This window comes from Micromonospora sp. DT227, from assembly GCF_049841835.1.
GTDB lineage: Bacteria > Actinomycetota > Actinomycetes > Mycobacteriales > Micromonosporaceae > Micromonospora.
The window spans coordinates 485539-511017 of record NZ_JBNCLA010000005.1; the positions used below are offsets into that span (position 1 = coordinate 485539).

Sequence of the window (25479 nt, forward strand, 5' to 3'; positions counted from 1 at the left end):
GATGCGAGGAGACAACCGTTGAGCCTTGACCTGTTGCCCGCCGTGGACGTCGCCGACGGCCAGGCCGTCCGGCTCGTGCAGGGCGCCGCCGGCAGCGAGACCGCGTACGGCGACCCGCTGGAGGCGGCGCTCGCCTGGCAGTCCGACGGCGCGGAGTGGATCCACCTGGTCGACCTCGACGCCGCGTTCGGTCGGGGCTCCAACGCGGCGCTGCTCGCCGAGGTGGTCGGCAAGCTCGACGTCAAGGTGGAGCTGTCGGGCGGGATCCGCGACGACGAGTCGTTGCGGGCGGCGCTGGGCACCGGGGCGGCCCGGGTCAACATCGGCACCGCCGCGTTGGAGGATCCCGAGTGGTGCGACCGGATCTGCGGCGAGTACGGGGACCGCGTGGCGATCGGGCTGGACGTGCGCGGGCGTACCCTCTCGGCGCGGGGCTGGACCCGCGACGGCGGTGACCTCTACGACGTGCTGGCCCGGCTGGACGCGGCCGGCGCGGCGCGGTACGTGGTCACCGACATCACCAAGGACGGCACCATGCGGGGGCCGAACCTGGACCTGCTGCGCGAGGTGTGCGCGCGCACCGACGCGCCGGTGATCGCCTCCGGCGGGGTGTCCACGCTCGACGACCTGCGGGCGCTGGCCACGCTGGAGCCGGTCGGGGTGGAGGGCGTGATCGCCGGCAAGGCGCTCTACGCCGGCGCGTTCACGGTCGCCCAGGCGCTCGCCACGCTGCGGGCCGGCGCGTGACGATCGAGGTGGGCGGGTCGCCGGTGGTGACCCGGCTCGGCTCGGGCGGCCCGTGGGAGGCGCTCTACGGCTACTCCCGGGTGGTCCGGGCCGGCGCGCTGGCGATCACCGCCGGCTGCACCTCCACGGTGGACGGTCGGGTGGCGCACGTGGGGGACGCGGCGGCGCAGACCGCGCAGGCGATCCGGATCGGCCTGGACGCGCTGGCCGAGGTGGGCGCGGAACCGGCCGACGTGGTCCGGACCCGGATGTACGTGACCGACCGGCTCTACGTCGACGAGGTGGGCCGGGCGCACAACGCGGTGTTCGGCCCGGTTCGTCCGGTGGCGACCATGGTGGTGGTGGCCGGTCTGCTCGACCCGGAGCACCTGGTCGAGATCGAGCTGGAGGCGTGGCTCCCGCACCCCTGACCGCAGAGGCGGTGCGCCCGCTTTCCGGGAAAGAGCGGCTACCGGTGTGAGCGTGCGCACCTGCGCGCAATCAAGTTGTGCACAACTTGATTGCGCGCTACAGTTCGACGGGTGACCGATGATCTGGTGCTACGCCGGCAGGTGTGTTTCGCGCTCTACGCGGCGTCGCGCGCCCTGACCGACGTCTACCGGCCCATCCTCGACGAGCACGGCCTGACCTACCCGCAGTACCTGGTGCTGCTGGTGCTCTGGGAGCGCGACGACGACGCCCCCACGGTCTCCGAGCTCGGCGCGCGGCTCCGGCTCGACTCCGGCACGCTCTCCCCGCTGCTCAAGCGGCTGGAGGGGGCCGGCCTGGTGGTGCGAACCCGCTCGGCCGCCGACGAGCGCCGGGTCGAGGTGGGCCTCACCGATCGGGGCCGGGCGCTGCGGGAGCGGATGGCGGACGTGCCGATGCGGGTGGCCGTGGCCACCGGCCTCACGGCGGCCGAACTGGTCAATCTCCGCGACACGCTCACCCGGGTCACCGAGACGATCCACCGACAGAAGGAGCAGTGACAATGCAGGTCCTCTACACCGCGTCCGCCAAGGCCACCGGCGACGGTCGCGACGGCCACGTCCGCACCTCCGACGGCACCGTCGACCTGAACCTCGCCGTGCCGAAGGAGATGGGCGGCGCCGGCGGCGCGGCCAACCCCGAGCAGCTCTTCGCGGCCGGCTACGCGGCCTGCTTCCACTCCGCGCTGCGCATCGTCGCCCGCCAGGCCAAGGCGGACGTCGCCGGCTCGGTCGTCGAGGCCGAGGTGGGCATCGGCCCGAACGGCAGCGGCGGCTACGGCCTGGCCGTGACACTGGTCGTGGACCTGCCCGCCGTCGAGCGGTCGGCCGCCGAGAAGCTGGTCGAGGCGGCCCACCAGGTCTGCCCCTACTCGAACGCGACCCGCGGCAACATCGAGGTCGCGCTGACCGTCCGGGAGGCCCTGTGAGCGCGAGGAGCGAGCCGGTTCTGCGAGCCCCGCAGTCGCGATCGAAGGAGGCCCTGTGAGCAGCGTGAACCGGGAGATCCACCTGGCGTCCCGCCCCGAGGGCTGGCCGACCGCCGACAACTTCCGGCTGGTCACCACCGAGGTGCCGACGCCGGGGCCGGGTCAGGTCGTGGTGCGCAACCAGTTCATGTCCGTCGACCCGTACATGCGGGGACGGATGAACGACGTCAAGTCGTACGTGCCGCCGTTCGCGCTCGACGCCCCGCTCGACGGCGGCGCGATCGGTGAGGTGGTGGCCGGCGAGGCCGCGGGCGTCAAGCCCGGCGACGTCGTGCTGCACGGCCTGGGCTGGCGCGAGTACGCGCTTGTCGACGCGACGGCCGTCCGCAAGGTCGACGCCGGCCTCGCGCCGGTCAGCGCCTACCTGAGCGTGCTCGGCATGACCGGGCTGACCGCGTACGCCGGGCTGCTCGACGTGGCCGTCATGAAGCCGGGGGAGACGGTCTTCGTCTCCGGCGCGGCCGGCGCGGTGGGCTCGATGGTCGGGCAGATCGCGAAGCTGCGCGGCGCCGGCCGGGTGATCGGCAGCGCCGGCTCCCGGGCGAAGGTCGAGCGGCTCGCCGCGCTCGGCTTCGACGCCGCCTTCGACTACCACGACGGGCCGGTGTACGAGCAGCTCAAGGCCGCCGCCCCGGACGGTGTCGACGTGTACTTCGACAACGTCGGCGGGGAGCACCTGGAGGCCGCGATCGGGGCGATGAACCTGCACGGCCGGGCCGCCATCTGCGGCATGATCGCCCAGTACAACTCGGCCGAGCCGCCGGCCGCCCCGCGCAACCTGGCGTTGGTGATCGGCAAGCGGCTGACGCTGCGCGGCTTCCTCGTCGGCGACCACGGTCACCTGCGCGAGCAGTTCGTGCAGGAGGTGGCCGGCTGGCTGCGCGAGGGTCGCCTGTCGTACGACGAGACGGTGGTCGACGGCATCGAGCAGGCCCCGGACGCGTTCCTCGGCCTGCTGCGCGGCGAGAACCTCGGCAAGATGCTCGTCCGCCTCTGACACCCCACGGAAGCGGCGGTGACCGGCCTCACCGGCCGGCCACCGCCGCTTCCGCGTTGGCTAGGCTTTCCGGCATGACGGTGGCGGTGCGGGTCATTCCGTGTCTGGACGTGGATGCCGGACGGGTGGTCAAGGGCGTCAACTTCGTCGACCTGCGCGACGCCGGCGACCCGGTGGAGCTGGCGGCGGCGTACGACCGGGCCGGGGCGGACGAGCTGACGTTCCTCGACGTCACCGCCTCGTCCAGCGACCGCGGCACGATGCTCGACGTGGTCCGGCGCACCGCCGAGTCGGTCTTCATCCCGCTCACCGTGGGCGGCGGCGTCCGGCAGGTCGCCGACGTGGACACGCTGCTGCGGGCCGGGGCGGACAAGGTCGGCGTGAACACCGCGGCCATCGCCCGTCCGGAGCTGATCGCCGAGATCGCCGACCGGTTCGGCCGCCAGGTGCTGGTGCTCTCGCTGGACGTGCGGCGCGCCCCGGCCGGGGTGACGCCCAGCGGCTTCGAGGTCACCACGCACGGCGGCCGGCGCGGCACCGGCCTGGACGCGGTGGCGTGGGCCGCGCGCGGCGCCGAGCTGGGCGCCGGCGAGATCCTGCTCAACTCGATGGACGCGGACGGCACCAAGGCCGGGTTCGACCTGCCGCTCATCCAGGCGGTCCGGGACGTGGTCGAGGTGCCGGTGATCGCCAGCGGTGGCGCGGGCGCGGTGGCGCACTTTCCGCCGGCGGTCGGCGCGGGCGCCGACGCGGTGCTCGCGGCCAGTGTCTTCCACTTCGGCGAGCTGACCGTCGGCGAGGTCAAGGACGCGCTGCGCGGCGCCGGGCACCCGGTGCGCTGACCCGGGCCGGGCCCACGGGTCACTGCCGCCCGGAGCGCCCCTCCGGGGACCGGCGGGGCATCGGGATGGAGCGGACCACGTACTCCTGCACGGCGGCGGCGTGGTCGTCCTCGGCGAGCTGCCACTCGGACTCGCCCGGCGGGTGCCGGCGGGTCAGCACGCCCTGCACGGTGTCGACAGTGGTGCCGAGCCCGGCGCTGGGCCGGGTGCGCCAGAGCCGTTCACCGTCCGGGGTGACCCGGAACCAGCCGTCGGCGACGCTGACCAGGCCGGCGCCGACGAGCCGCCGGACCGCCCCCTCGACCTCGTGTCGTTCGGGAATGGCCTGGTTGAGGTGGTCGGCGGTGGAGAGGACGTCGGCGAGGCGTACCCCCTCGGGGCGGCGTGTGGCGGCGGCCCGGCGGTGCCGGCCGGCGCCGCTCGCGATGACCAACGCCACGAAGATCCAGGCGTCGCTCCAACGCCATCCGTTGTCCCCCATGCACGAATGATGCCCGCCCGCGACGGCGGAGAAAACACCCGGTTTTCGCGGCGCGCGTCGTCGCAGCTCAGCGCGCTGCGGGCCGGCCCGTACGGTGGCGGTCGGCCCGAACGCGCTCACGCAGCGTAGGCGCGGACCGGTCGGGCCGGGATCGCGAAGATCGGGATGAACAGTTGGGCGAGCGGCCCGATGGCGAGCGCGTAGGCCACCGTGCCGAGACCGACGGTGCCGCCGAGCAGCCAGCCGAGGGCGAGCACGGTCACCTCGATGACGGTCCGGACCAACCGGATCGACAGGCGCGGGCGGCGGGCGACCAGGCCGGTCATCAGGCCGTCACGCGGCCCGGGGCCGAGCCCGGCGCCCAGGTAGAGGCCGGTGGCGGCGCCGTTGGCGACGATGCCGACCACCAGCAGCGCGGCGCGTACCGGCAGGCCCTCGCCGGGCGGCAGCACGGTCAGGGTGCCGTCGACGACCAGCCCGATCACCACCACGTTGCTGATCGTGCCGAGCCCGGGGCGCTGCCGCAGCGGGATCCAGAGCAGCAGCACCACGGCGCCGACGGCGATGGTGACCGTGCCGAAGGAGAGGCCGGTCTGCCGGGCCAGGCCCTGGTGGAACACGTCCCAGGGATCCAGGCCCAGCCCGGACCGGATCATCAGCGCCATGCTGAGCCCGTAGAGGACCAGGCCGGCGTAGAGCTGGGTGAGTCGCCGCACCGGCCGGTCCCGGAGATTGCCAAGCTGTGCCATGCATGCCACCCTAGGGTCCAATCGGCCCAGCCGGAGAGGCCAATCGGGGAGGAGTGGCCATGACAAGCCAGGTGCGCGGTGTCCAATTGGCGCGGCTGCTCGGTCAGTGGCACGCGCTGCCCGGCCGGCGGCGCAGCCCGGACTACGTCGCGCTCGCCGCCGCCGTCCGTGGCCTGCTCGCCGACGGCCGGCTGCCCCTGGGGGTACGCCTGCCGGCCGAGCGGGAACTGGCCGAGGCGCTCCGGATCAGCCGGACCACCGTCACCGCGGCGTACCGGGAACTGCGGGAGAGCGGCCACCTGGCGAGCCGGCGCGGCGCCGGGAGCTGGACCATGCTGCCGGGCACCCACCGGGTGGCCAGCACCGGACTCTGGACGCCGCTCGACGACCGGGACATGATCGACCTCGGGGTCGCCGCGCTCTCCGCCCCGCCGCAGCTCGTCCCCGCCGCCCGCGCGGCGGCCGAGGACCTGCCCCGCTATCTCGGCGGCGCCGGCTACCACCCCACCGGCATCATCGAGCTGCGCGAGGCGGTGGCCCGCGGCTACACCGAGCGTGGCCTTCCCACCAGCCCCGAGCAGATCATGGTCACCAGCGGCACCCAGCACGCGCTGGACCTGGTGCTCCGGCTGGCGCTGTCCCCCGGCGGCGGGGTGCTGGTGGAGTCGCCCACCTACCCCAACGCGCTCGCCGCGCTCGCCGCCCGGCGGGCCCGGATCGCCACGCACGGGCTCTCCGACGACGGGTGGGACGCCGACCTGCTGCTCGGCAGCCTCCGGCAGACCCGGCCCAAGCTGGCGTACGTGATCCCGGAGTTCCACAACCCGACCGGCCACCTGATGGCGGCCGACCTGCGCGAGCGGCTGGTCGGCGCGGCCCACGCCGCCGGCACCGACCTGGTGGTGGACGAGTCCTTCGTCGACCTGCCGCTTGACGACACCCCGCTGCCACCGCCGGTGGCGGTCTTCGACAGGCACTCCCGGGTGATCAGCATCGGCGGGATGAGCAAGCCCTACTGGGGCGGGCTGCGGATCGGCTGGGTCCGCGCCTCCGCGCCGCAGGTGCAGCGGCTGGCCGCGGCCCGGGTCGGGGTGGACATGGCCAGTCCGGTCCTCGACCAGCTCGTCGCGGTGCACCTGCTGGCCCAGGCGCCGGCCATCGTGGCGGCCCGCCGGACCCAGCTCGCCGGCCAGCGGGACGCGCTTGTCGCCGCGCTCGCCGACCGGCTGCCCGACTGGCGGTTCCGGGTGCCGCGCGGCGGCGTCACGCTCTGGGCCGAGCTGGACGGCCCGATCTCCAGCGCGTTGGCCCGGGCGGCCGAGGAGGTCGGCGTACGGCTGGCGCCCGGCCCCCGGTTCGGCCTGGACGGCACGCTGGAGCGGTTCCTCCGGCTGCCGTTCACGCTGCCCGCCGCGGAGCTGGCGGAGGCGGTCGGGCGGCTCGCCGCGGTCCGCTACGACCTGGACCGGGCCGGCCGGCCGCAGTGGCGGGAGCCGAGCGTCATCGCCTGAGCGGCCGTGCCCGTTCCGGTGGTTGCCGGCCGAACCGGATCCCCGCCCGGCGGCGGGACCGCAGACTGCCCGGGTGGGGAACCGGAGCGACGCCCGCTGGTCGTGGGCGCTACGCGCAGCCGCGCCCGGCTCCCGCACCACCCGGTTGGAACTCTTCTACGACCTGGTCTTCGTCTTCGCGTTCCTCAGCGTCACCACGCTGACCGCCAGTGAGCTGACCCCGGTCAACCTCTACCGCTTCCTGTTGGTGCTGGCGCTGCTCTGGTGGTCGTGGACCGGCTTCGCGCGGGTGGGCAACGCCTGCCGCGCCGACCAGGGCATGCTGCCACTGGTCGGCTTCGTGACCGTGGCGGCCACGTTCCTGCTCGTGCTCAGCGCGCCCGGCGCGTTCCAGGACCGCCCGGGCGGCCTGCCCGGCCCGCTGGTCTTCGCCGGTTGCTACTTCGTGATCCGGATGGCCCAGCTCACCGTGTTCGGCCGGGTGGACCGGGCCGACCCGGTGCGTCGTCGACGGTTCCTGCTGCGCGTCCTGGTGCCGGTCGTGGCCACCGTGCTGCTCGTGGCCGCCGGCACCGTCCGGGCCTGGCTGCCCGAGGGTCGGTTCGCGGTCGGGCTGCAACTGGCGCTCTGGACGCTGGCGGTGCTTGTCGAGTACGTGGTCGGCACCACCGTGGCCTGGCACTGGTGGGTGGTGGTCTCGGCCGGACACTGGGCGGAACGGCACGCGCTGATGGTGCTGGTCGCGCTCGGTGAGTCGATCATCGCGCTGGGGCTCGGCCCGAAGACCGGGCTGCCGCTGACCGGCCCGGTGGCGGTGGCCGCGCTGCTCGGCATCGCGATCGTGGCGGCGCTCTGGTGGGCGTACTTCGACACGCTGGCGTTCGCGCTGGAGCAGGCGCTGCACCACGCCCGGGACCGGGACGCCCGGCTGCGGCTGAGCCGCTCGGTCTACACGTTCCTGCACCTGCCGATGGTCACCGGGACGATCCTCTACGCGCTCGGCCTCAAGGACCTGCTCGCCGAGATCGCCGATCCGGACACCCCGTCCTGGGGGTGGTCGTTGGGCGACTTCTGGGGTGGCGTCCTCTTCGGCGGGGTGGCGCTCTACCTGCTCAGCATCGCCGGCTGCTGGTGGTTGGCGGTGCGCGAGCTGCACCGTCCGCTGCTGGTCACGGTGGCGGCGCTGGTCGTGGTCGGCCCGTTCGCGTTCCGGATCCCGGAGGTGGCCGCGCTGGGCGTGCTGGCGGTGCTCGCCGGCGCCGGCGTCACCTGGGAGACGCGCAGCGAGGACGGCCGCCGCCGCCGGGTGCGTCAGCTCGCGCTGGAGGAGCAGGTGGCCGCCGAGGCCGAGCAGAGCCGGTGGCGTCGGGAACACCTGTGACCGGCGCGGGCCGCCGGGGCCGGTCCCGCGCGGGCCGTGCCCCGGGACGGTGGGGCACGGCCGGCGCGGCGCCGGGGGCACGTCACAGCTCGGCGAGCGTGCCCTCGTACATCTTGTCGATCTCGCCGGCGAAGTTGGTCTCCACGCTGCGGCGCTTGATCTTCAGCGACGGGGTGACCTCGCCGTCGGCGATAGTCAGGTCGCGGGGGAGGATCGTCACCTTCTTGATCGTCTCCCAGCGGTTGAGCTTGGCGTTCAGCTCGTCCACGTACCCCTCGACCATCGTCCGCGCCTCGGGCGAGGTGACGATAGTGGTGTAGTCGCGCCCCTCCAGCGGGGTGCCGGCCGCCCAGCCCTTGATCGCGTCCGGGTCCAGCGTCACCAGCATGGTGCAGTAGTTGCGGGCCTGCCCGATCACCACCGCCTGCGAGGTGTACGGGCAGATCGCCTTGAACATGCCCTCGATGTGCGACGGCGCGACGTACTTGCCGCCGGACGTCTTGACCAGGTCCTTCTTGCGGTCGGTGATGCGCAGGTAGCCGTCGTCGTCGAGCGTGCCGATGTCGCCGGTGCGGAAGAAGCCGTCGTCGGTGAACGCCTCGGCGGTCTCCCCGGGCAGGTTGTGGTAGCCACGCATCACCGGCCGGCCCCGGACCAGGATCTCGCCGTCGGTGTCGATCCGGCACTCCAGGTCGCCCATGGCCCGGCCCACGCTGCCGATCTTGAGACCGTCCGGCGGGTTGACGAACGCGCCGGCGCTGGTCTCGGTGAGGCCGTACCCCTCCGAGATGGGCAGGTTGGCGGCGGCGAAGAAGGTGGCGATCTCCTTGCTCAGCGGCGCCGCGCCGGAGACCAGGACCCGCATCCGGCCGCCCAGCCGGGCCTGGAGCTTGCTGAAGACCAGCTTCTCGGCGAGCGCGTACTTCATCCGCAGCCCGGCCGGGACCGGCTTGCCGGCCTGCTCCAGCGCGACCTTCTCCTTGCCGACCGCGACGCCCCAGCCGAAGATCTTCGCCTTCGCGCCGCCCGCGCCCTGCGCGGTGGTGACCGCCTTGTTGTAGACCTTCTCGAAGACCCGGGGCGCGCCGCACATCAGCGTCGGCCGGACCACGCCGAGCAGGTCGACCAGCCGGTCCACCCGGCCGTCGACGTAGGTGGGCAGCCCGACGTGGGTGGCGCCGCAGAGCAGCGTCTTGCCGAACGAGTGGGACAGCGGCAACCACAGGTATTGCAGGTCGTCGACGCGCAGCAGGCCCAGCTCGGCCTGCGCGACGCCCTCCCAGCACCACCCGCCGTGCAGCAGCTCCACGCCCTTGGGCCGGCCGGTGGTGCCCGACGTGTAGATCAGGGTGGCCAGGTGGTCCGGGCCGATGCCGGCGACCAGCTCGTCGATCAGGCCGGGCGTGGCGGCCAGCGCGGCGGCGCCGCGTTCCTCCAGCTCGGCGAGCGTGAGCTGGGGAACGCCGGCCGCCGGGTCGGCCGCGCCGTCGAGGAGCACCACGTGCGTCAGCGCCGGCAACTCCGCACCGGCGATCTTCGCGGCCTGGGCCGGGTTCTCCGCGAACAGCACCCGCGACCCCGAGTCGGCGAGAATGTACGCCGCCTCCTCGGGCTCGGTGGTGGGGTAGACGGTGGTGGTGGCCCCGCCGGCGCACATCACGCCGAAGTCGGCGAGCACCCACTCCAGCCGCGTGTTGGCCAGGATCGCCACCGGGTCCTCGAGGCCCACACCCAGCCCGTGCAGCCCGGCCGCGATCGCCTTGGCGCGCTGCCCGACCTGCTCCCACGTCAACCAGACCGGGCCCGAGTCGTCGGGTGCGGGGTGGGCGAAGGCGTGCCGGTCGGGGGAGTCCGCCACGCGCTTGAGGAACATGTCCGGTACGGAACGGTACGGTACATCGAGAGCCATCGTGGAAGCCGCCTTCAGGGGTGGAGGGACGTGACGGGGGTCACGCCGGTCTGCGGTTACCGAAGAGTATTGCCTGCACCGGGGCAGCGGCTAGTGCGGATCGGCCGGGGTTCGGGCTCAGGCGTACCGGGTGGCGGCGCGGGACCAGTCGTAGGTGGCCCGGATCCAGTCCCGGCGGGTGGCGAGGAAGGCGCGAACCCCGTCGTCGGCGGTGACGGTCAGCGCCGCGTCCCGTTCCGCGTACGCCGCCAGCGCCGCGTTGAACCGGGCCGCCGCCTCGCGCAGCGCCGCCGCCTCGTCCTGACCGGTCTCGCCGGCGATGGTGGTGACCAGGTTGTGCGCCGGCGGGGCGACGCCGCGCTCCTTGCCGTAGGAGAACAGGTCGTTGCACCAGCAGACCAGGTCGGCGGCGAGGACGTCCAACGCGGCCAGCGCCGGATCGGCCCGCCGGGCGGGGCCGGGGCACGCCGGGTGGGCCAGGTCGGTCACCGTGAAGCCGGGGCGTACGCCGCCGGTGTGCCGGCGCATCTGCACGTACTCGGCCACCCCGGGCACCCGCCGGTGCTCCCGGTTGGCCGCCTCCCAGAGCAGCGCCAGCAGGTATTCGCGCAACTGGCCGACCAGGCGCAGCAGCAGCGCGGGCCGCTGCGCGTCGCGGGCCCGCCGGCACAGGTCGTCGAGCGCCACCGCCAGCGGGCCACCGGCCGGGACGGGCGCGGCCGGGTCGCCGTGCCGGTCCAGCACGCTCAGCAGCGCCGCCACGGTGGGGGCCAGCCGGGTGGGGTCCGCGCCCAGGCCGTCGTCGTCGCAGGCGTCGTCCACCACGAACAGCCAGTTGATCAGGTCGGTGAGCAGGCGCAGGCCGGCCGGGGACGCCTCCGGGCCGGCCCGTCCGGCCAGCTCCGCGGCGTGCGCGCCGGCCAGTCGGCGCCGCCCGGCCGGGTCACGGACCAGGCCGAGGTCGCGTACCCAGCCGGCGCTCTCCGCGGTGACCCGCTCGACGGCGGGGTGCCGTCGCGCCGGAAAGGGCGGTTCGTGCAGCGCCGAGAGCGCGAAGCCACGCATCCGTGCCCCCTGTCCGCCGCCCGCGGGGCGGGGCGGCGGGCAGGAGCGTACGGCAGAATCGATCGGCATTCATCACTGGGATGTGCGCTATTCGTGATAGTGCGGTCACGGGATGCCTACGCTCGGTCAGAGTCCCAGCTCGGCCGCGCGCAGCCGCTCCGCGAGCCCGGCCGGGCCCTCCACCTGGACCCGGGCCACCCGCTGCCGGCCGGTGAGGAACAGCACCAGCTCGCCCGGCGCGCCGACCAGCCGCAGCCGCTCGCCGCCCCGGCCGACCCGCAGCTCGCCGTGCCCCGGCGCCTGCACCAGCACCTCGGCCGGAAACCGCCGCAGCGCCATCCGGGCCAGCAGGGCGACCCGCTTCCAGAGCACCGCCTGCTGCCCGGCCGGCAGGTCGCGCGGGTGCCAGCCGGGCCGGGCGCGGCGCACGTCCTCGTGGTGGATGAAGAACTCCATGCCGTTGGCCAGCTCGTCGGTGAGCGGATTGCTCACCGGGCTCCACACCGGCGGGCGGCGGACCCGGGCGACCAGGTCGGCGTACGGACCGGCGGCGACCCGCAGGCGCACCGCCTCGGCGTACCCCCGCAGCGGCGGCAGCAGGATCCCGCCGGCCGCGTCCGGCCGGCGCTCCCGCACCAGCAGGTGCGCCGCCAGGTCACGGGTGTTCCACCCCGCGTTGACCGTCGGCGCGTCCGGTCCCAGTTCCAGCATCAGATCGGCGAGCGCCTCGCGCTCCGCTCGGGCGTACCGCGGCATGGCCCGATCGTAGGCCCGCCCGGCCCGATCGGCGCGCCATGGCCGACGCGGCGTTCCCGGGCCGCCGGTCGCCGCCCGCCGTCCGCCCCCGGTCGGCGCGAACGTGACGGCGGACATATCCCGGCCGGGTCGGCGTACGCGGCGACGAGCGGTAAGGATGGGGGAGAAAACTGTGGCTTACGGCGGGGGAGAGCGTGGCGAGCGGGACAAGTCGGGACGTGCTCGGCAAGGGGCTCAGGGTGCTCGGCCGGGCGATCCGGGAGCAACCCCGGATCTTCGCGGTGGCGGTCAGCGGCAGTGTGCTCTTCGGCCTCCTCGTCATCGCCAGCGCGTACGTGGTCGGCGCGGTGGTCGGCGACGTGGTGGTGCCGGCGGTCGAACGCGGCGCGGTGGCCGGCGGCGCTCTCGCGCTCGCCGCGTCGGCGCTGTTCGGGATCAGCGTGCTGCGGGTGGTCGGCATCTTCGGCCGACGGCTCGGCGCCGGTTACATGCAGTACCGGCTCCAGGCCGCCTACCGTCGCCGGGTCACCCGCCGCTACCTCGACCTGCCGCTGGCCTGGCACCACCGCAACTCCACCGGCACGCTGCTGTCCAACGCCAACTCCGACGTGGAGGCCGCCTGGTACCCGATCGCGCCGCTGCCGTTCGCGGTCGGCACGCTGGTGATGCTGGTCGGCGCCGTGGCCTCGCTGTTCGTCACCGACTGGGCGCTCGCCCTGGTCGGCCTCGCCGTCTTCCCCGCGCTGTTCGCCCTCAACGTGGTCTACTCCCGCCGGATGGCGCCCCGCCAGGCCCGCGCCCAGCGGCTGCGCGCCGAGGTCAGCGGCATCGCGCACGAGAGCTTCGACGGCGCGTTGGTGGTCAAGACCATGGGCCGGGAGTCCCAGGAGACGGCCCGCTTCGCCGCCCGCGCCGGTGACCTGCGCGACGCGTTGATCTCCGTCGGCCGGCTGCGCGGCGTCTTCGACCCGATGCTGGAGACCCTGCCCAGCCTCGGCACGCTCGCCGTGCTGGTGGTCGGCGCGGTCCGGCTCCAACAGGGCGCGATCACGGTGACCGAGCTGGTCAGCGTCGCGTTCCTGTTCACCGTGCTGGCCTTCCCGGTGCGGGCGATCGGCTGGGTGCTGGCCGAGCTGCCGCGCAGCGTCGCCGGCTGGGAGCGGGTCAGCCGGGTCCTGGACGCCACCGGCGAGATGCCGTACGGCGACGTGACGCTCGACCCGGCCCGCCGGGAGCCGGCCACGCTGGGCTTCGCCGACGTCCACTTCGGGTACGAGCCGGCCGAGGCGCACCAGCCCGGCACGGAGGTGCTCGGCGAGGTGACGTTCACGGTGCCGGCCGGGAAGACGGTGGCCCTGGTCGGTCCGACCGGCGCCGGAAAGTCCACCATCGCGTCGCTGGCCGTGCGGCTGGTCGACCCGGACCGTGGCCGCGTCACGCTGGACGGCGTCGACGTGCGCGAGCTGACCGCCGCCTCGCTCGCCGCCACGGTGGCGCTGGTGGCCCAGGTGCCGTTCGTCTTCGACGACACGGTCCGGGCCAACATCACGCTCGACCGGGCCGGCATCGGCGACGACGAGGTGTGGGCCGCGCTGCGGCTGGCCGAGGCGGACGGCTTCGTCGCCGCCCTGCCGGACGGGCTGGACACCATGGTCGGCGAGCGGGGCACCTCGCTCTCCGGCGGGCAGCGGCAACGACTCACGCTGGCCCGGGCGCTCGCCGGCCGGCCCCGGCTGCTGGTGCTCGACGACGCCACCAGCGCCGTCGACCCGCGGGTCGAGGCGGCCATCCTGGCCGGCCTGCGCGCCCCCGGCGACGGGGGCGCGTCGATCCTGGTGGTGGCGTACCGGCGGGCCACCATCGCGCTCGCCGACGAGGTGATCTACGTGGAGCAGGGCCGGGTGGTCGCCCGCGGCACGCACCCCGAGCTGCTGGCCACCGTGCCCGGGTACGCCAACCTGGTCACCGCGTACGAGCAGGCCGAGCAGGAACGCGAGCAGAACCGCACGTACGACGAGGTCACGCCGGTGCCCTCTGGCCTGGAGATGGAGGTGGACCGGTGAGCGCGACCACGAGCACGATCACGGCCGAGCGGGCCGAGTCGACCTGGGGGACGCTGCGGCGCGGATTGGCGCTCTCCCCGGAGCTGAAGACCGGGCTGGCCGCCACGTTGGCGTTGGCGCTTGTCTACATGGTCGGCCGGGTGGCGGTGCCGGTGGCGGTGCAGCGCGGCATCGACCACGGCATCGTCGGCGGGCTCGACCTGGGCGTCATCTCGCTGACCGTGGCGATCACCGTCGCCGTGCTGGTGGTCACCACCACCTGCGGCTACCTGATGATGCGCCGGCTGTTCACGGTCAGCGAGACCGCGCTGGCCGGCGTGCGGACCCGCGCGTTCCGGCACGTGCACGACCTGTCCATGCTGCACCAGCAGTCCGAGCGGCGCGGGTCGCTGGTCTCCCGGGTCACCAGCGACGTCGACCAGATCACCCAGTTCCTCCAGTGGGGCGGCGTGATCCTCCTGGTCAACCTGGGACAGTTGCTGGTGACCACCGCCGTGATGCTGGCGTACTCCTGGCAGTTGACGCTCGTGGTGCTCGTCGCGTTCGCGCCCGCGGTGCTGATCATCCGGCAGTTGCAGCGCCGGCTGGCCGGCGCGTACGGGCTGGTCCGGCAGCGGACCGGCACGCTGCTCGGCGCGATCGGCGAGAGCGTGGTCGGCGCGCCGGTGATCCGGGCGTACGGGATCGCCGGGCGCACCGCCCGCCGGCTGGACGCGGCGATCGACGGGCAGCGGGTGGCCCAGCAGCGGGCCATCCGGATCAGCATCCTGGGCAGCTCGGTCGGCGAGCTGGCCGCCGGCCTGGCGCTGGCCGGCGTGGTGGTGGTCGGGGTGAGCCTGGGCGTCGACCGGACGCTGTCGGTCGGGCAGCTCACCGCGTTCCTGTTCCTGGTCACGCTCTTCATCCAGCCGGTGCAGATCGCCACCGAGGTGCTCAACGAGGCGCAGAACGCGATCGCCGGCTGGCGTCGGGTGCTCGACGTGCTGGACGTCGAGCCGGACGTGGCCGACCCGGGCGAGCGGGGCCGGGAGCTGCCGTCCGGTCCGCTCGACGTCCGCTTCGCCGGGGTGACGTTCGCCTATCCGGGCGGGCCGCCGGTGCTGCACGACGTGACGCTGGACATCGCGGCGAAGAGCCGGGTGGCGGTGGTCGGCGAGACCGGCAGCGGCAAGACCACGTTCGCCAAGCTGCTCACCCGGCTGATGGACCCGACCGAGGGCGAGGTGCTGCTCTCCGGCGTCGACCTGCGTCAGGTCCGCTTCGACTCGCTGCGCGCCCGGGTGGTGATGGTGCCGCAGGACGGTTTCCTGTTCGACGCCACGGTCGGGGAGAACGTCCGGTTCGCCCGCCCGGACCTGTCCGACGCCCGGCTCACCGCCGCCTTCACCGAGTTGGGCCTGGCCGACTGGCTGGACGGGCTGCCGGCCGGGCTGGACACCCCGGTGGGCGAGCGCGGCGAGGCGCTCAGCGTCGGCGAGCGGCAGCTCGTGGCGCTGGCCCGCGCGTACGTGGCCGACCCGGACCTGCTGGTGCTCGACGAGGCGACCAGCGCGGTCGACCCGGCCACCGAGGTGCGCCTGCAACGCACGCTGGACGCGGTGACCCGGGGGCGCACCACGCTGGCCATCGCGCACCGGCTCTCCACCGCGCAGTCGGCCGACGAGGTGATCGTGGTGGACCGGGGCCGGATCGTGCAGCGCGGCCCGCACGAGGAGCTGGTCCGGGACGCCGACTCGGTCTACGCCCTGCTCTTCGCCTCGTGGCTGGAGCAGACCCGCTGACCGGGCCACCCCGAACTCCCGCGATCTTGCACTTTCGGCCCCCGGTAGGGGTGGATCGTCCCTTTTCGTCGGGGCAACAAGCGCAAGATCGCCGCCGGGAAGGATCAGCGCACGTCGCCGGTGAGGTAGCGCTGGACCGTCGGGCCGGCGGCGGCCACCAGGGTCGCCGGCTCGGCGCCGGCGATCGGTTCGAGGCGGAGCACATACCGCATCAGGGCCAGCCCAGCGAGCTGGGTCGCCACCAGCCCGCCACGCAGCGGCAGCTCCGTCGGGTCGACCTCGAGGTGGTCGAGCACCCGCCGCAGCACCTGGGTGACGAGGAACTCCCGCAGCAGGCGGGCGGTCCACTCGTTGCTCACCGCCGAGCGCAGCAACGCCACCCCCGCGGCGCCGACCGGCGAGTCCCATACCTCAAGGAACGTGCGGACGAGCCGCTCGCCGATGCCCTCCGGCCCGCCCGCGAGAACCGTCGGCAGCAGCCGCGCCGGGTCCACCGGGAACGCCATGGCCGCCCGGAACAGCTCCTCCTTGGTGCCGAAGTAGTGGTGCACCAGCGCCGGGTCCACGCCGGCGGCGGCGGCGACCGTCCGAATCGCTGTGGCGTCGAAGCCGCGCTCGGCGAACGCGTCCCGGGCCGCGGCGAGGATCGCCTCCCGGGTGTCCGGGTTGCCGGGCCGCCGCCCGGTGCGACGCGGTCTCCTCGGCTGCGCCGCCGGCTCGGCGTCGCGGCGCGGGGTCATCCGCTGCGCCGGCGCAGCGTGGCGGCGGCCAGCACCAGCGCGACCACCGCCGCGCCGGCCACGATCGCCACGTCGCGCCACATGGTGCCGGTCGGCGCGGCGTGCGCGCCGACCTCCTGGAGCGCCTCGACCGCATACGACAGCGGCAGCGCGTCGCTGACCGCCTGGAGCCAGCCGGCCATCTGGCCGCGGGGCACGAACAGCCCGCAGAGCAGCAGTTGCGGGGCGACCACGACCGGCATGAACTGCACCGCCTGGAACTCGGTGCGGGCGAACGCCGAGCAGAACAGGCCGAGCGCCACGGCCAGCACCGCGTTCACGCCGGCGATCAGCACGACCAGCCACGGGCTGCCGGCGGTGTCCAGCCCGAACACCTGGTAGGCCACCAGCGAGGCGACGGTGGACTGGAGCACCCCGGCCAGCCCGAACGCGATGCCGTAGCCGAAGAGCAGGTCCAGCTTGCCCAGCGGCGTGGTGAGCAGCCGCTCCAGCGTGCCGGTGGTGCGCTCGCGGAGCATGGCGATGCTGGTCACCAGGAACATGATGATGAACGGGAAGAAGCCCAGCATGATCAGCGCGACCCGGTCGAAGGTGCGCGGCGCGCCGGGCGGGGTGGGCTGGTCGACGTACATGAAGTAGACAAGCGTGAGCAGCACCGCCGGCACCACGACGAGCAGCGCGACGGTGCGCCTGTCGTGCCGGAGCTGGCGCAGGATCCGCCCGGTCGTGGCGGCCAGGATGCGCCCGTTCACGAGGTGGCCTCCGACTCGCCGTCGCGGATCAGGCGCAGGAACGCCTCCTCCAGGTCGTCCACGCCGGTGGCGGCGCGGACCGCGGCCGGGGTGTCGTCGGCGACCAGCCGGCCCTCGCGGATCAGCAGCAGCCGGTCGCAGCGGGCCGCCTCGTCCATCACGTGACTGGAGACCAGCAGCGTGGTGCCGGTGGCGGCCATGGCATGGAACCGGGCCCACAGGTCGGCCCGCAGCACCGGGTCCTGGCCGACCGTGGGTTCGTCGAGGACGACCAGCTCCGGGTCGCCGACCAGGGCGCAGGCGAGCGACGCGCGGCTGCGTTGGCCGCCGGAGAGCGTGCCGACCAGTTGGTCGGCCGCCGCGGCCAGCCCGACGTCGGACACCGCCCGGTCGGCGTCGGCGCGGCTCCGGCCCTGGAGCACGGCGAAGTAACGGGCGTTCTCCCGGACCGTGAGGTCGGCGTAGACGCTCGGGGCCTGGGTCAGGTAGCCCACCCGGTGGCGCAGCTCGGCCGTGCCGGCGGGCCGACCGAGCACGTCGACCGTGCCGGCGTCGACCGTCTGCACGCCGACCACCGCGCGCATCAGCGTGGTCTTGCCGCTGCCGCTGGGCCCGAGCAGCCCGGTGACCGTGCCGCGGGGCACGGCGCAGCTGATGCCGTGCAGCACCCGCCGCCCACCCCGGTCGACCACCAGGCCACGGACCGACACCGCGTCGTCCATGTCCGCCTCCGACAATTCATCTACCGTTGAAATCAACGGTAGATGAATTCCACCGGCCGGGCAATGCTGTTGACTTCGAGTGGGCTCGAACTGGAAGCCTGGATCGGTGGACATCGGCATCCGGGAGAAGAGCCTCAGCGTCGGCGAGGCGGCGCAGCGGGTCGGCCTGACCACCTACACGCTGCGCTGGTACGAACAGGAAGGGCTGGTCGCGCCGGTCGGGCGGGACTCCGCCGGCCGTCGGCGCTACACCGAGGCGGACGTCAACTGGCTGTTCCTGCTCCTGCGGCTGCGCCGGACCGGGATGCCGGTGCGCGACATGCGCCGCTACGCCGAGTTGGCCCGGCAGGGCGACCGTACGCTCGGCGCGCGGCGGGCGCTGTTCGAGGCGCACCGGGCCCGGGTGCTGGCCCGGATGGCCGAGCTGACCGAGGATCTCAAGGCCCTCGACCACAAGATCGACGCGTACCGGCAGGCCGAAGAGGAACTGGGCTAAGCCACCCGCACCGGACACCCGGTCCGCCATCGGGCATTGCGCTTGAGATCGGACTTCCGGCACCATGTCGCGGTGGGTCCCGCTTCGTTGCCCGAGTCCGGATTCCTCGACGACTGGGCCACCCGCCTGCGCCGGGCCGCGGACCGACCGGTCGTCGGGATCATGCTGCGCGGCAGCCACGCCCGACGGGCCGCCACCGAGCACAGCGACGTCGACGTGGACGTGCTCGTCGCCACCGACGAGGAGCGTCCCGCCTCGGCGGCCCCGGCCCGCCCCACCGGCGCGTACGCGAGCCGGGACGCCTACCTGGCCGAGTTCGACGGGCGGCTGGTGCACGTCTCGGTGGCCTCCCGGGACGTCCGCTCCTGGGTGCGCCGGCTCGGCCAGCCCGCCGACTGGGCGTTCGGGCTGCCGGTCACCGCGCCCGCCCGGCTGCTCTGGGCGGTCCCGGAGTGGCGCCGCCGGATCGACCTGCCGGTGCTCTGCCAGCCCGCCGACGAGCCGCGCCTGGAGGACCTGATCGCCACGCTGGGCAAGGTGGCCGGGGCGCACTGGGCCGGCGACGCCCCCGGGGTCCGGCTCGCGGCGGCCGACCTGGCCCGGCTCTGCCCCTCGGTGCTCCGGCTGGCCAACCCGGCCGTCCGGGTGGTGTCCCGCCGGGCCGCGCTGACCGCCGCGCTGGACCTGCCGGTGGCCCCGCCCGGCTACCGCGCCGACATGCTGCTCTGCCTCGGGCTGCGCGCCGGTGCCCCGGCCGAGGTCGGGGCCGCCGCCGGCCGCCTGGTCACCGGCATCGTCCCGCTGGTCCGCCCGTACGCCGGGGAGGTCGCCGCGGTGGCCGGCGCGGACCTGGCCGAGGCGCTCGCCGACGGCCGGGTGGACCGCTACCTCGGTCAGCTCAGCCGGACGCTGCACGCGGCGCCACCGGCGACCCGGGACACGTCGACGGTGCCGGCGCCACGTGCGGGAGAATGGTCAACCGTGCCCGCCTCTGACGCGCCCGTGACCGGCGCCTCCGCCCGCTCCGCCGCCGGCCCGGCCCGGCCCTCCCAGCTCGACCCGGCCATCGCGGCCAGGCTCCGCCGCACCCCGGACGGTCTGGTCGCCGCCGTGGTCCGCGCCCACGACTCGGGTGAGGTGCTGATGGTCGCCTGGATGGACGACGAGGCGCTGCACCGCACGCTCACCAGCGGCCGGGCCACCTACTGGTCGCGCAGCCGGGGGGAGTACTGGGTCAAGGGCGCGACCTCCGGCCACCACCAGTACGTCCGCTCGGTCGCGCTGGACTGCGACGGCGACGCGTTGCTGGTCAGCGTGGAGCAGGTGGGCGCGGCCTGCCACACCGGTCACCGCACCTGCTTCTTCACCGAGCTGCCGGTCAGTTCGCCGGGAGTGACCCCGTGACCGACGCCGCGGTCGGCCCGCCCGCCGTCCGGGGCCGGCGCGAGCTGGCGTACGCGGTGCTGCTCTGCCTGGCCGGCGCGGGCCTGGCCGCCTGGGCGGTGACCCGGAGCTGGTCGGCCGATCCGACCGCCGGTGGTTCCCTCGGGCCCGGGCGGTCGGGCCGCACCGGCGCGGACCTGCTGCCGTGGGTGTCGGCGCTGGCCTACGTCGGGTTGGCCGGCGGCGGGGCGGTGCTGGCCACCGGGGGCCGGCCGCGCCGGCTGCTCGGCGTGCTGCTGGCGGTCGTCGGGCTGGCCGTCGCGGTCGGTGGCGGGGTCGGTCTCGGCGAGCCCGGGGTCAGCCGGCTCTGGCCGGCCCTGGTGCTGGCGGGCGGTCTGGCGCTCGCGACAGGCGGGGCGTGCACCGCGTGGCGGGCCGGGCGGTGGCCGGCGATGGGCGCCCGGTACGAGCGGCGGGCCGGGTCGACCGGCCCCGCCGACGCGGACCGGCCGGCGGTCGAACGGGGCACCCGGGACGCGTGGGACGCGCTGGACCGGGGCGAGGACCCGACGGTCAGCTGACCGGCTGGGCCTCGCGCGTCGCCCGGCGGTCCCGGGCCGCGGCCCGGGCGGCGGCCAGCTCGGCCACCAGCCGCTCCAGCTCGCGGCGTTGCGCGGCCCGGGCCCGGTCGGCGCAGACCGCCTCCCAGGCGTTGCCCTGGGCGGTACGCGTCCGGCCGTCACCGGCCACCGCGCGTTCGAGCGTGTGCACCACGCCGACGGCGAGTGCGGCGACGGTTCGGGAGACGGTGGTCAACCCGATGTTCTGGTGCGGCCCGTTGGCGCTCATGGTTCACCCCACACGAGATCGTTCGGCTTCGGTCGGCAGCGGCCTCGTCGAGTCTGCCCTGCGACGATGGTGTCCGGCTCACGTTTCGCCACCGTGAAGCGCAGGTCAACGCTCCCGCACGCGGGGCGACCTGCACAGGGGCGGAAGTCCTTGACCTTGGTCACAGCGGGCCGGACGTCGGGCTGCGAGGTCGGGCCGGGCGTGGTGAGATGGGTCATGGGCGATGGTCGATGCATGCGGTGGCGCTGCGTGACACCGTGTTCACCCGAAGTCGGCCATCATGCCACAGCCCATGTCGTGAGGTGCGCCATACCCCCCGGCACGTGTCGCCAGGTGGCGCCACCTAGCATCGGCCCATGACACCCGGAGAGGGGAGTCCGTTGGTGACTGCTGAGCATGCGCACGCGGAGGGGGACGACGCCGGAGCGGCGCCGTCCGCAGGGGTGCTCGACGAGATCCTGGCCGGGGTGCGCGAGGACGTGGCCCGGCGGCAGGAGCAGCTCCCGCTGGAGCGGATCCGCGAGCTGGCCGCCGCCGCACCGCCGCCGATCGACGCGTACGCGGCGCTGCGCCGACCCGGCGTGGCCGTGATCGCCGAGGTGAAGCGCTCGTCGCCGTCCAAGGGGCGGCTGGCCGAGATCGCGAACCCGGCCGACCTGGCCAGCGACTACGCGGCCGGTGGCGCGCGGGCGATCAGCGTGCTGACCGAGGGCCGCTGGTTCGGCGGGTCGCTGGACGACCTGGCCGCGGTCCGGGCCGCGGTGAACGTGCCGGTGCTGCGCAAGGACTTCGTGGTCTCCAGCTACCAGGTGCACGAGGCCCGCGCGCACGGCGCCGACCTGGTGCTGCTGATCGTCGCCGCGTTGGAGCAGAACGCGCTGGTCGGGCTGCTGGAGCGGATCGAGTCGCTGGGCATGACCGCGCTCGTCGAGGTGCACACCGAGGAGGAGGCGGACCGGGCCCTGGAGGCCGGCGCGCAGGTGATCGGCGTCAACGCCCGCGACCTGCGTACCCTGGAGGTCGACCGGTCGGTGTTCGAGCGGATCGCGCCCGGGCTGCCGAGCCGCGTCGTCAAGATCGCCGAGTCGGGTGTGCGCGGTCCGCACGACCTGATCCGGTACGCCTCGGCCGGCGCCGACGCCGTCCTGGTGGGCGAGGGCCTGGTCACCCAGAAGAGCCCCCGCGAGGCGGTCGCCGAGCTGGTCAACGCCGGGAACCACCCGGCCACGCCCCGCCCGGTGCGCTGACCCGCGCCGGGTCCACCCGAACCGAGAGGACGCCCGCGATGAGCGCCGCACCCGCTGCCGGCCAGGTTCCCGACGCCGCCGGCCACTTCGGCCGGTTCGGCGGCCGGTTCGTCCCCGAGGCGCTGGTCGCCGCGCTGGACGAGCTGGACGCGGCGTACCGCAAGGCGATGGGGGACGAGGAGTTCCTCGCCGAGTTCGACGCGCTGCTGCGCGACTACGCCGGCACCCCCTCGATGCTGTACGAGGCCCGGCGGCTCTCCGCCCAGGTGGGGGCGCGTGTCCTGCTCAAGCGGGAGGACCTCAACCACACCGGCGCCCACAAGGTCCGCAACGTGCTCGGCCAGGCGCTGCTCACCCGGCGGATGGGCAAGCGGCGGGTGATCGCGGAGACCGGCGCCGGCCAGCACGGCGTGGCCACCGCGACCGCCGCCGCGCTGTTCGACCTCGAGTGCGTGGTCTACATGGGCGCGGTGGACACCGAGCGGCAGGCGCTCAACGTGGCCCGGATGCGGATGCTCGGCGCGACCGTGATCCCGGTGACGGCCGGCTCGCGCACGCTCAAGGACGCGATGAACGAGGCGATGCGCGACTGGGTCGCCAACGTCGACACGACCCACTACCTGATCGGCACCGCCGCCGGGCCGCACCCGTTCCCGGAGATGGTCCGGGACTTCGTGCGCGGCATCGGCGTGGAGGCCCGCCAGCAGTGCCTGGACCTGACCGGCGCGCTGCCGGACGCGGTCGCGGCCTGTGTCGGCGGCGGCTCCAACGCGCTGGGCATCTTCCACGCCTTCGTGCCCGACGCCGGGGTGCGGCTCTACGGCTTCGAGGCCGGTGGCGAGGGCGTCGAGTCCGGCCGGCACGCGGCCAGCATCACCGGCGGCTCGTCGGGCGTGCTGCACGGCACCCGCACCTACGTCCTGCAGAACGCCGACGGCCAGACCATCGAGTCGCACTCGATCTCGGCCGGTCTGGACTACCCGGGCGTCGGGCCGGAGCACGCCTGGCTGCACGACACGGGCCGGGCCACCTACCTGCCGGTCGACGACGCCGAGGCGATGGCCGCGTTCGAGCTGCTCTGCCGCACCGAGGGGATCATCCCGGCGATCGAGAGCGCGCACGCGCTGGCCGGCGCCCGCAAGATCGCCCCGGAACTCGCCGCCGAGTTGGGCCGGGAGCCGGTGATCCTGGTCAACCTCTCCGGCCGTGGCGACAAGGACGTGCACACCGCCGGCGCGTACTTCGGCATCCTCGACAAGGAGTGAGAGCGTGAGTCGCATCGGGGTCGCCTTCGACAAGGCCCGGGCCGACGGGCGGGCCGTGCTGGTCGGCTGCATGCCGGCCGGCTTCCCCACGGTCGAGGGCAGCATCGCCGCCATGACCGCCATGGTCGAGGCGGGCGTCGACGTCGTCGAGGTGGAGATCCCCTACTCCGACCCGGTGATGGACGGGCCGGTGATCCAGAAGGCCAGCGACGTCGCGTTGGCCGGCGGCGTGCGCACCGCCGACGCGCTGCGCGTCATCGAGGCGGTGGCCGCGACCGGCGCGCCGGTGGTCACCATGACCTACTGGAACCCGATCGAGCAGTACGGCGTCGACGCGTTCGCCCGTGACCTGGCCGCTGCCGGCGGCACCGGGCTCATCACGCCGGACCTGATCCCCGACGAGGCGGCCGAGTGGCTGGCCGCCTCCGAGGCGCACGGCCTGGACCGGACGTTCCTGGTGTCGCCGTCCTCCACCGACGCGCGCCTGCGGATGACCGCCGAGCACTGCCGCGGTTTCGTCTACGCCACCGCGATCATGGGCGTGACCGGCGCCCGCGCCCAGACCTCCGAGGCGGCGCCGGTCCTGGTCTCCCGGCTGCGCGAGGTCACCGACCTGCCGGTCGGCGTCGGGCTGGGCGTGGGCACCGGCGCGCAGGCCGCCACCGTCGCCGGGTACGCCGACGCGGTGATCGTGGGCAGCGCGCTGGTCCGCTGCGTGCTCGACGCGCCGGACGAGGCCGCCGGCCTGGCCGCGCTGCGGACGCTCAGCGCCGAACTCGCCGAGGGCGTCCGCAACCCGGCCCGCTGACCTCGTCGTCGAATCCTGCCGCACCGGCGGGCCTGGTGCTGGTTCTTCGCCTACGAACTTGATGGCGTGAACGACTCAGGCGGTGCCGGACCACCCCGGGGCTGCGCTGAGCCATCCGTGCCATCAAGCTCGTAGGCAACCGGGGGCACCGGTGGTGGGCGCGCAGGCTGCGGCGCGTCGACACCCGGACAGGGCGGACCGGGGTGCCGCGCACACGGTCCGCACCGGTACCGTGTGCACCCGTGACCCTCGCCCCGATGACTCCCCTGGCGGCCATGCCCAGCCCCAGCACCGCCGTCTGGCAGCTCGGTCCGGTTCCGATCCGGGCGTACGCGCTCTGCATCATTCTCGGCATCGTGGTGGCCTGCGTGGTCACCGAGTACCGACTGCGTCGCCGCGGCGTCGCACCGGGCGCCGTGCTCGACATCGCCGTCTGGGCGGTCCCGGCGGGCATCATCGGCGCCCGGCTCTACCACGTGATCACCTCCCCGGAGAAATACTTCGGCGCCGACGGCCAGCCGCTCAAGGCGTTCGCCATCTGGGAGGGCGGGCTCGGCATCTGGGGCGCGGTGGCCGGCGGCGCGGTCGGCGCCTGGCTCGCCGCCCGTCAGCTCGGCATCCCGCTCTCCGTGGTCGCCGACGCGCTGGCCCCCGGCCTGCCCCTGGCGCAGGCCGTGGGCCGGCTGGGCAACTGGTTCAACAACGAGCTCTACGGCGGGCGGACCAGCCTGCCGTGGGGCCTCGAGGTGCACGTGATGGACCCGGACAATCCGGGTCGCGCGCTCCGCGACGACGCCGGCAACCCGGTCCTGCAACCCGGGCTTTACCATCCGACGTTCCTCTACGAGGCGCTCTGGAACGTCGGCGTCGCCGCGTTGGTGCTGGTGCTCGACCGCAAGCTGCGGTTGGGCCGGGGCCGGGCGTTCGCGCTCTACGTGATGGGCTACACGGCGGGCCGCTTCTGGATCGAGCTGATGCGCACCGACGAGGCCAACCACATCCTCGGCGTACGCCTCAACGTCTGGACCGCGGTGCTGGTCTTCCTCGGCGCGCTCGCCTACTTCGTCCGGGTCCGTGGCCCCCGGGAGTACCTCGTCCCGATCGGTGAGCCGACGGCACCGGCGACGCCGGCCGGCGACGTGTCCCAGGTCGACCTCGCCGCCCGCGAGCCCGCCGCGGCCACGGTGGCGCCGGAGGGCTACCGGGTGGTGACCAGGGACCAGTTCCGCGCGTACCGGGAGACCGGCGCGCTGCCCCCGACGGAGCCCACGGCGACCGACGGCACGGCACTCGACGATGCGGACCGGGCCGACGACGCGGACCGGATCGACGCCGCGGGCCGGGCCGAAGGCGCGGACCGGATCGACGGCGCCGACCGGATCGACGCGGACGCCGGGCGGGCCGACGACGCCGACCGGGCCGACGCGGACGCCGGGCGGGCGCCCGGCGGCGGGCGCCCGGCGGACCGGGACAGCTGAG

The 25479-nt window shown here is 74.5% G+C and carries 26 protein-coding genes and 1 pseudogene; 18 read left to right on the plus strand and 9 right to left on the minus strand.

Annotation, left to right across the window (positions count from 1 at the left end):
• Window positions 1-18: 18 nt before the first annotated feature.
• The 6 genes from priA (at window position 19) to hisF (ending at window position 4042) form a co-directional block, all read left to right on the plus strand.
• On the plus strand, window positions 19-747 hold the full coding sequence (gene priA, locus ACLQ2W_RS20390) for a bifunctional 1-(5-phosphoribosyl)-5-((5-phosphoribosylamino)methylideneamino)imidazole-4-carboxamide isomerase/phosphoribosylanthranilate isomerase PriA (RefSeq protein WP_357303148.1): 729 nt from the start codon (window positions 19-21) through the stop codon (window positions 745-747).
• A complete protein-coding gene (locus ACLQ2W_RS20395; protein WP_405090510.1) occupies window positions 744-1157 on the plus strand; it encodes a RidA family protein in 414 nt (137 codons plus the stop codon). Before priA ends, ACLQ2W_RS20395 begins: the two co-directional genes overlap by 4 nt.
• Before the next feature lie 111 nt (window positions 1158-1268).
• The gene (locus ACLQ2W_RS20400; protein ID WP_281936551.1) at window positions 1269-1715 is read left to right on the plus strand and encodes a MarR family winged helix-turn-helix transcriptional regulator; all 447 of its coding nucleotides are present in this window, start codon (window positions 1269-1271) and stop codon (window positions 1713-1715) included.
• Between the two features lie 2 nt (window positions 1716-1717).
• Window positions 1718-2143 carry an organic hydroperoxide resistance protein gene (locus ACLQ2W_RS20405; protein WP_425787774.1) on the plus strand — a complete coding sequence of 142 codons (426 nt, stop codon included), beginning with the start codon at window positions 1718-1720 and terminating at the stop codon, window positions 2141-2143.
• Between the two features lie 55 nt (window positions 2144-2198).
• Window positions 2199-3200: an NADP-dependent oxidoreductase gene (locus ACLQ2W_RS20410; protein ID WP_425787775.1), complete on the plus strand. Its 1002-nt coding sequence runs from the start codon at window positions 2199-2201 to the stop codon at window positions 3198-3200.
• A gap of 74 nt (window positions 3201-3274) precedes the next feature.
• The gene (hisF, locus tag ACLQ2W_RS20415; RefSeq protein ID WP_107157581.1) at window positions 3275-4042 is read left to right on the plus strand and encodes an imidazole glycerol phosphate synthase subunit HisF; all 768 of its coding nucleotides are present in this window, start codon (window positions 3275-3277) and stop codon (window positions 4040-4042) included.
• A gap of 19 nt (window positions 4043-4061) precedes the next feature.
• Here hisF and ACLQ2W_RS20420 read toward each other — a convergent pair whose 3' ends face one another.
• Complete coding sequence (locus ACLQ2W_RS20420; RefSeq protein ID WP_281936548.1) at window positions 4062-4523, minus strand: hypothetical protein; 462 nt, start codon at window positions 4521-4523, stop codon at window positions 4062-4064.
• Window positions 4524-4639: 116 nt separating this feature from the next.
• Window positions 4640-5272: a YczE/YyaS/YitT family protein gene (locus ACLQ2W_RS20425; RefSeq protein WP_405090507.1), complete on the minus strand. Its 633-nt coding sequence runs from the start codon at window positions 5270-5272 to the stop codon at window positions 4640-4642.
• A gap of 59 nt (window positions 5273-5331) precedes the next feature.
• Here ACLQ2W_RS20425 and ACLQ2W_RS20430 point away from each other — a divergent pair, with 59 nt between their 5' ends.
• The gene (locus ACLQ2W_RS20430; protein ID WP_357304485.1) at window positions 5332-6783 is read left to right on the plus strand and encodes a PLP-dependent aminotransferase family protein; all 1452 of its coding nucleotides are present in this window, start codon (window positions 5332-5334) and stop codon (window positions 6781-6783) included.
• Between the two features lie 73 nt (window positions 6784-6856).
• Window positions 6857-8164: a low temperature requirement protein A gene (locus ACLQ2W_RS20435; RefSeq protein WP_425787776.1), complete on the plus strand. Its 1308-nt coding sequence runs from the start codon at window positions 6857-6859 to the stop codon at window positions 8162-8164.
• An 82-nt stretch (window positions 8165-8246) separates the two neighbouring features.
• On the opposite strand, the gene ACLQ2W_RS20440 is transcribed toward ACLQ2W_RS20435, so the two are convergent.
• From ACLQ2W_RS20440 to ACLQ2W_RS20450, 3 genes are all read right to left on the minus strand, one after another.
• Entirely contained in the window at window positions 8247-10073 is a 1827-nt protein-coding gene (locus ACLQ2W_RS20440) for an AMP-dependent synthetase/ligase (RefSeq protein ID WP_425787777.1), read from the minus strand.
• 117 nt (window positions 10074-10190) lie between these two features.
• On the minus strand, window positions 10191-11138 hold the full coding sequence (locus tag ACLQ2W_RS20445; protein ID WP_425787778.1) for a terpene synthase family protein: 948 nt from the start codon (window positions 11136-11138) through the stop codon (window positions 10191-10193).
• 126 nt (window positions 11139-11264) lie between these two features.
• Window positions 11265-11894, minus strand: a complete 630-nt coding sequence (locus tag ACLQ2W_RS20450; protein WP_425787779.1) for a TIGR03085 family metal-binding protein — start codon at window positions 11892-11894, stop codon at window positions 11265-11267.
• Window positions 11895-12088: 194 nt separating this feature from the next.
• Here ACLQ2W_RS20450 and ACLQ2W_RS20455 point away from each other — a divergent pair, with 194 nt between their 5' ends.
• Together ACLQ2W_RS20455 and ACLQ2W_RS20460 are read left to right on the plus strand one after the other, a co-directional pair.
• Window positions 12089-13957, plus strand: a complete 1869-nt coding sequence (locus ACLQ2W_RS20455) for an ABC transporter ATP-binding protein (protein ID WP_425787780.1) — start codon at window positions 12089-12091, stop codon at window positions 13955-13957.
• Entirely contained in the window at window positions 13954-15738 is a 1785-nt protein-coding gene (locus ACLQ2W_RS20460; protein ID WP_425787781.1) for an ABC transporter ATP-binding protein, read from the plus strand. The genes ACLQ2W_RS20455 and ACLQ2W_RS20460 overlap by 4 nt, the downstream gene beginning before the upstream one ends.
• 104 nt (window positions 15739-15842) lie before the next feature.
• Here the strand turns inward: ACLQ2W_RS20460 and ACLQ2W_RS20465 are convergent, their stop codons facing one another.
• The 3 genes from ACLQ2W_RS20465 to ACLQ2W_RS20475 are packed head-to-tail and all read right to left on the minus strand — an operon-like array spanning window position 15843 to window position 17952.
• Window positions 15843-16478: a TetR family transcriptional regulator gene (locus tag ACLQ2W_RS20465; protein ID WP_425787782.1), complete on the minus strand. Its 636-nt coding sequence runs from the start codon at window positions 16476-16478 to the stop codon at window positions 15843-15845.
• Window positions 16475-17230 carry an ABC transporter permease gene (locus ACLQ2W_RS20470; RefSeq protein ID WP_425787783.1) on the minus strand — a complete coding sequence of 252 codons (756 nt, stop codon included), beginning with the start codon at window positions 17228-17230 and terminating at the stop codon, window positions 16475-16477. Before ACLQ2W_RS20470 ends, ACLQ2W_RS20465 begins: the two co-directional genes overlap by 4 nt.
• The gene (locus ACLQ2W_RS20475; protein ID WP_425787784.1) at window positions 17227-17952 is read right to left on the minus strand and encodes an ABC transporter ATP-binding protein; all 726 of its coding nucleotides are present in this window, start codon (window positions 17950-17952) and stop codon (window positions 17227-17229) included. The genes ACLQ2W_RS20470 and ACLQ2W_RS20475 overlap by 4 nt, the downstream gene beginning before the upstream one ends.
• A gap of 106 nt (window positions 17953-18058) precedes the next feature.
• Between ACLQ2W_RS20475 and ACLQ2W_RS20480 the strand changes: the two genes are divergently transcribed.
• The 4 genes and pseudogenes from ACLQ2W_RS20480 to ACLQ2W_RS20495 all read left to right on the plus strand — a co-directional run bounded on the left by ACLQ2W_RS20480 (window position 18059) and on the right by ACLQ2W_RS20495 (window position 20412).
• Complete coding sequence (locus ACLQ2W_RS20480; protein WP_425787785.1) at window positions 18059-18448, plus strand: MerR family transcriptional regulator; 390 nt, start codon at window positions 18059-18061, stop codon at window positions 18446-18448.
• A gap of 162 nt (window positions 18449-18610) precedes the next feature.
• A pseudogene (locus tag ACLQ2W_RS20485) lies at window positions 18611-19249 on the plus strand (phosphoribosyl-AMP cyclohydrolase); the annotation flags it as partial.
• Window positions 19250-19429: 180 nt separating this feature from the next.
• Window positions 19430-19852, plus strand: coding sequence for a phosphoribosyl-AMP cyclohydrolase (gene hisI / locus ACLQ2W_RS20490; RefSeq protein WP_281938494.1), 423 nt, complete (start codon window positions 19430-19432; stop codon window positions 19850-19852).
• Entirely contained in the window at window positions 19849-20412 is a 564-nt protein-coding gene (locus tag ACLQ2W_RS20495) for a Trp biosynthesis-associated membrane protein (RefSeq protein WP_425787786.1), read from the plus strand. Before hisI ends, ACLQ2W_RS20495 begins: the two co-directional genes overlap by 4 nt.
• Here ACLQ2W_RS20495 and ACLQ2W_RS20500 read toward each other — a convergent pair.
• Window positions 20405-20680 carry a hypothetical protein gene (locus tag ACLQ2W_RS20500; protein WP_107157569.1) on the minus strand — a complete coding sequence of 92 codons (276 nt, stop codon included), beginning with the start codon at window positions 20678-20680 and terminating at the stop codon, window positions 20405-20407. The genes ACLQ2W_RS20495 and ACLQ2W_RS20500 overlap by 8 nt on opposite strands.
• A gap of 443 nt (window positions 20681-21123) precedes the next feature.
• On the opposite strand from ACLQ2W_RS20500, the gene trpC reads away from it, so the two are divergent.
• From trpC to lgt, 4 genes are all read left to right on the plus strand, one after another.
• Entirely contained in the window at window positions 21124-21927 is an 804-nt protein-coding gene (gene trpC / locus ACLQ2W_RS20505) for an indole-3-glycerol phosphate synthase TrpC (RefSeq protein WP_281938492.1), read from the plus strand.
• A gap of 38 nt (window positions 21928-21965) precedes the next feature.
• Window positions 21966-23192, plus strand: a complete 1227-nt coding sequence (gene trpB / locus ACLQ2W_RS20510) for a tryptophan synthase subunit beta (protein ID WP_425787787.1) — start codon at window positions 21966-21968, stop codon at window positions 23190-23192.
• A 4-nt stretch (window positions 23193-23196) separates the two neighbouring features.
• Window positions 23197-24000, plus strand: coding sequence for a tryptophan synthase subunit alpha (gene trpA, locus ACLQ2W_RS20515; protein ID WP_425787788.1), 804 nt, complete (start codon window positions 23197-23199; stop codon window positions 23998-24000).
• A 242-nt stretch (window positions 24001-24242) separates the two neighbouring features.
• On the plus strand, window positions 24243-25478 hold the full coding sequence (gene lgt, locus ACLQ2W_RS20520; RefSeq protein ID WP_425787789.1) for a prolipoprotein diacylglyceryl transferase: 1236 nt from the start codon (window positions 24243-24245) through the stop codon (window positions 25476-25478).
• Window position 25479: the final 1 nt, after the last annotated feature.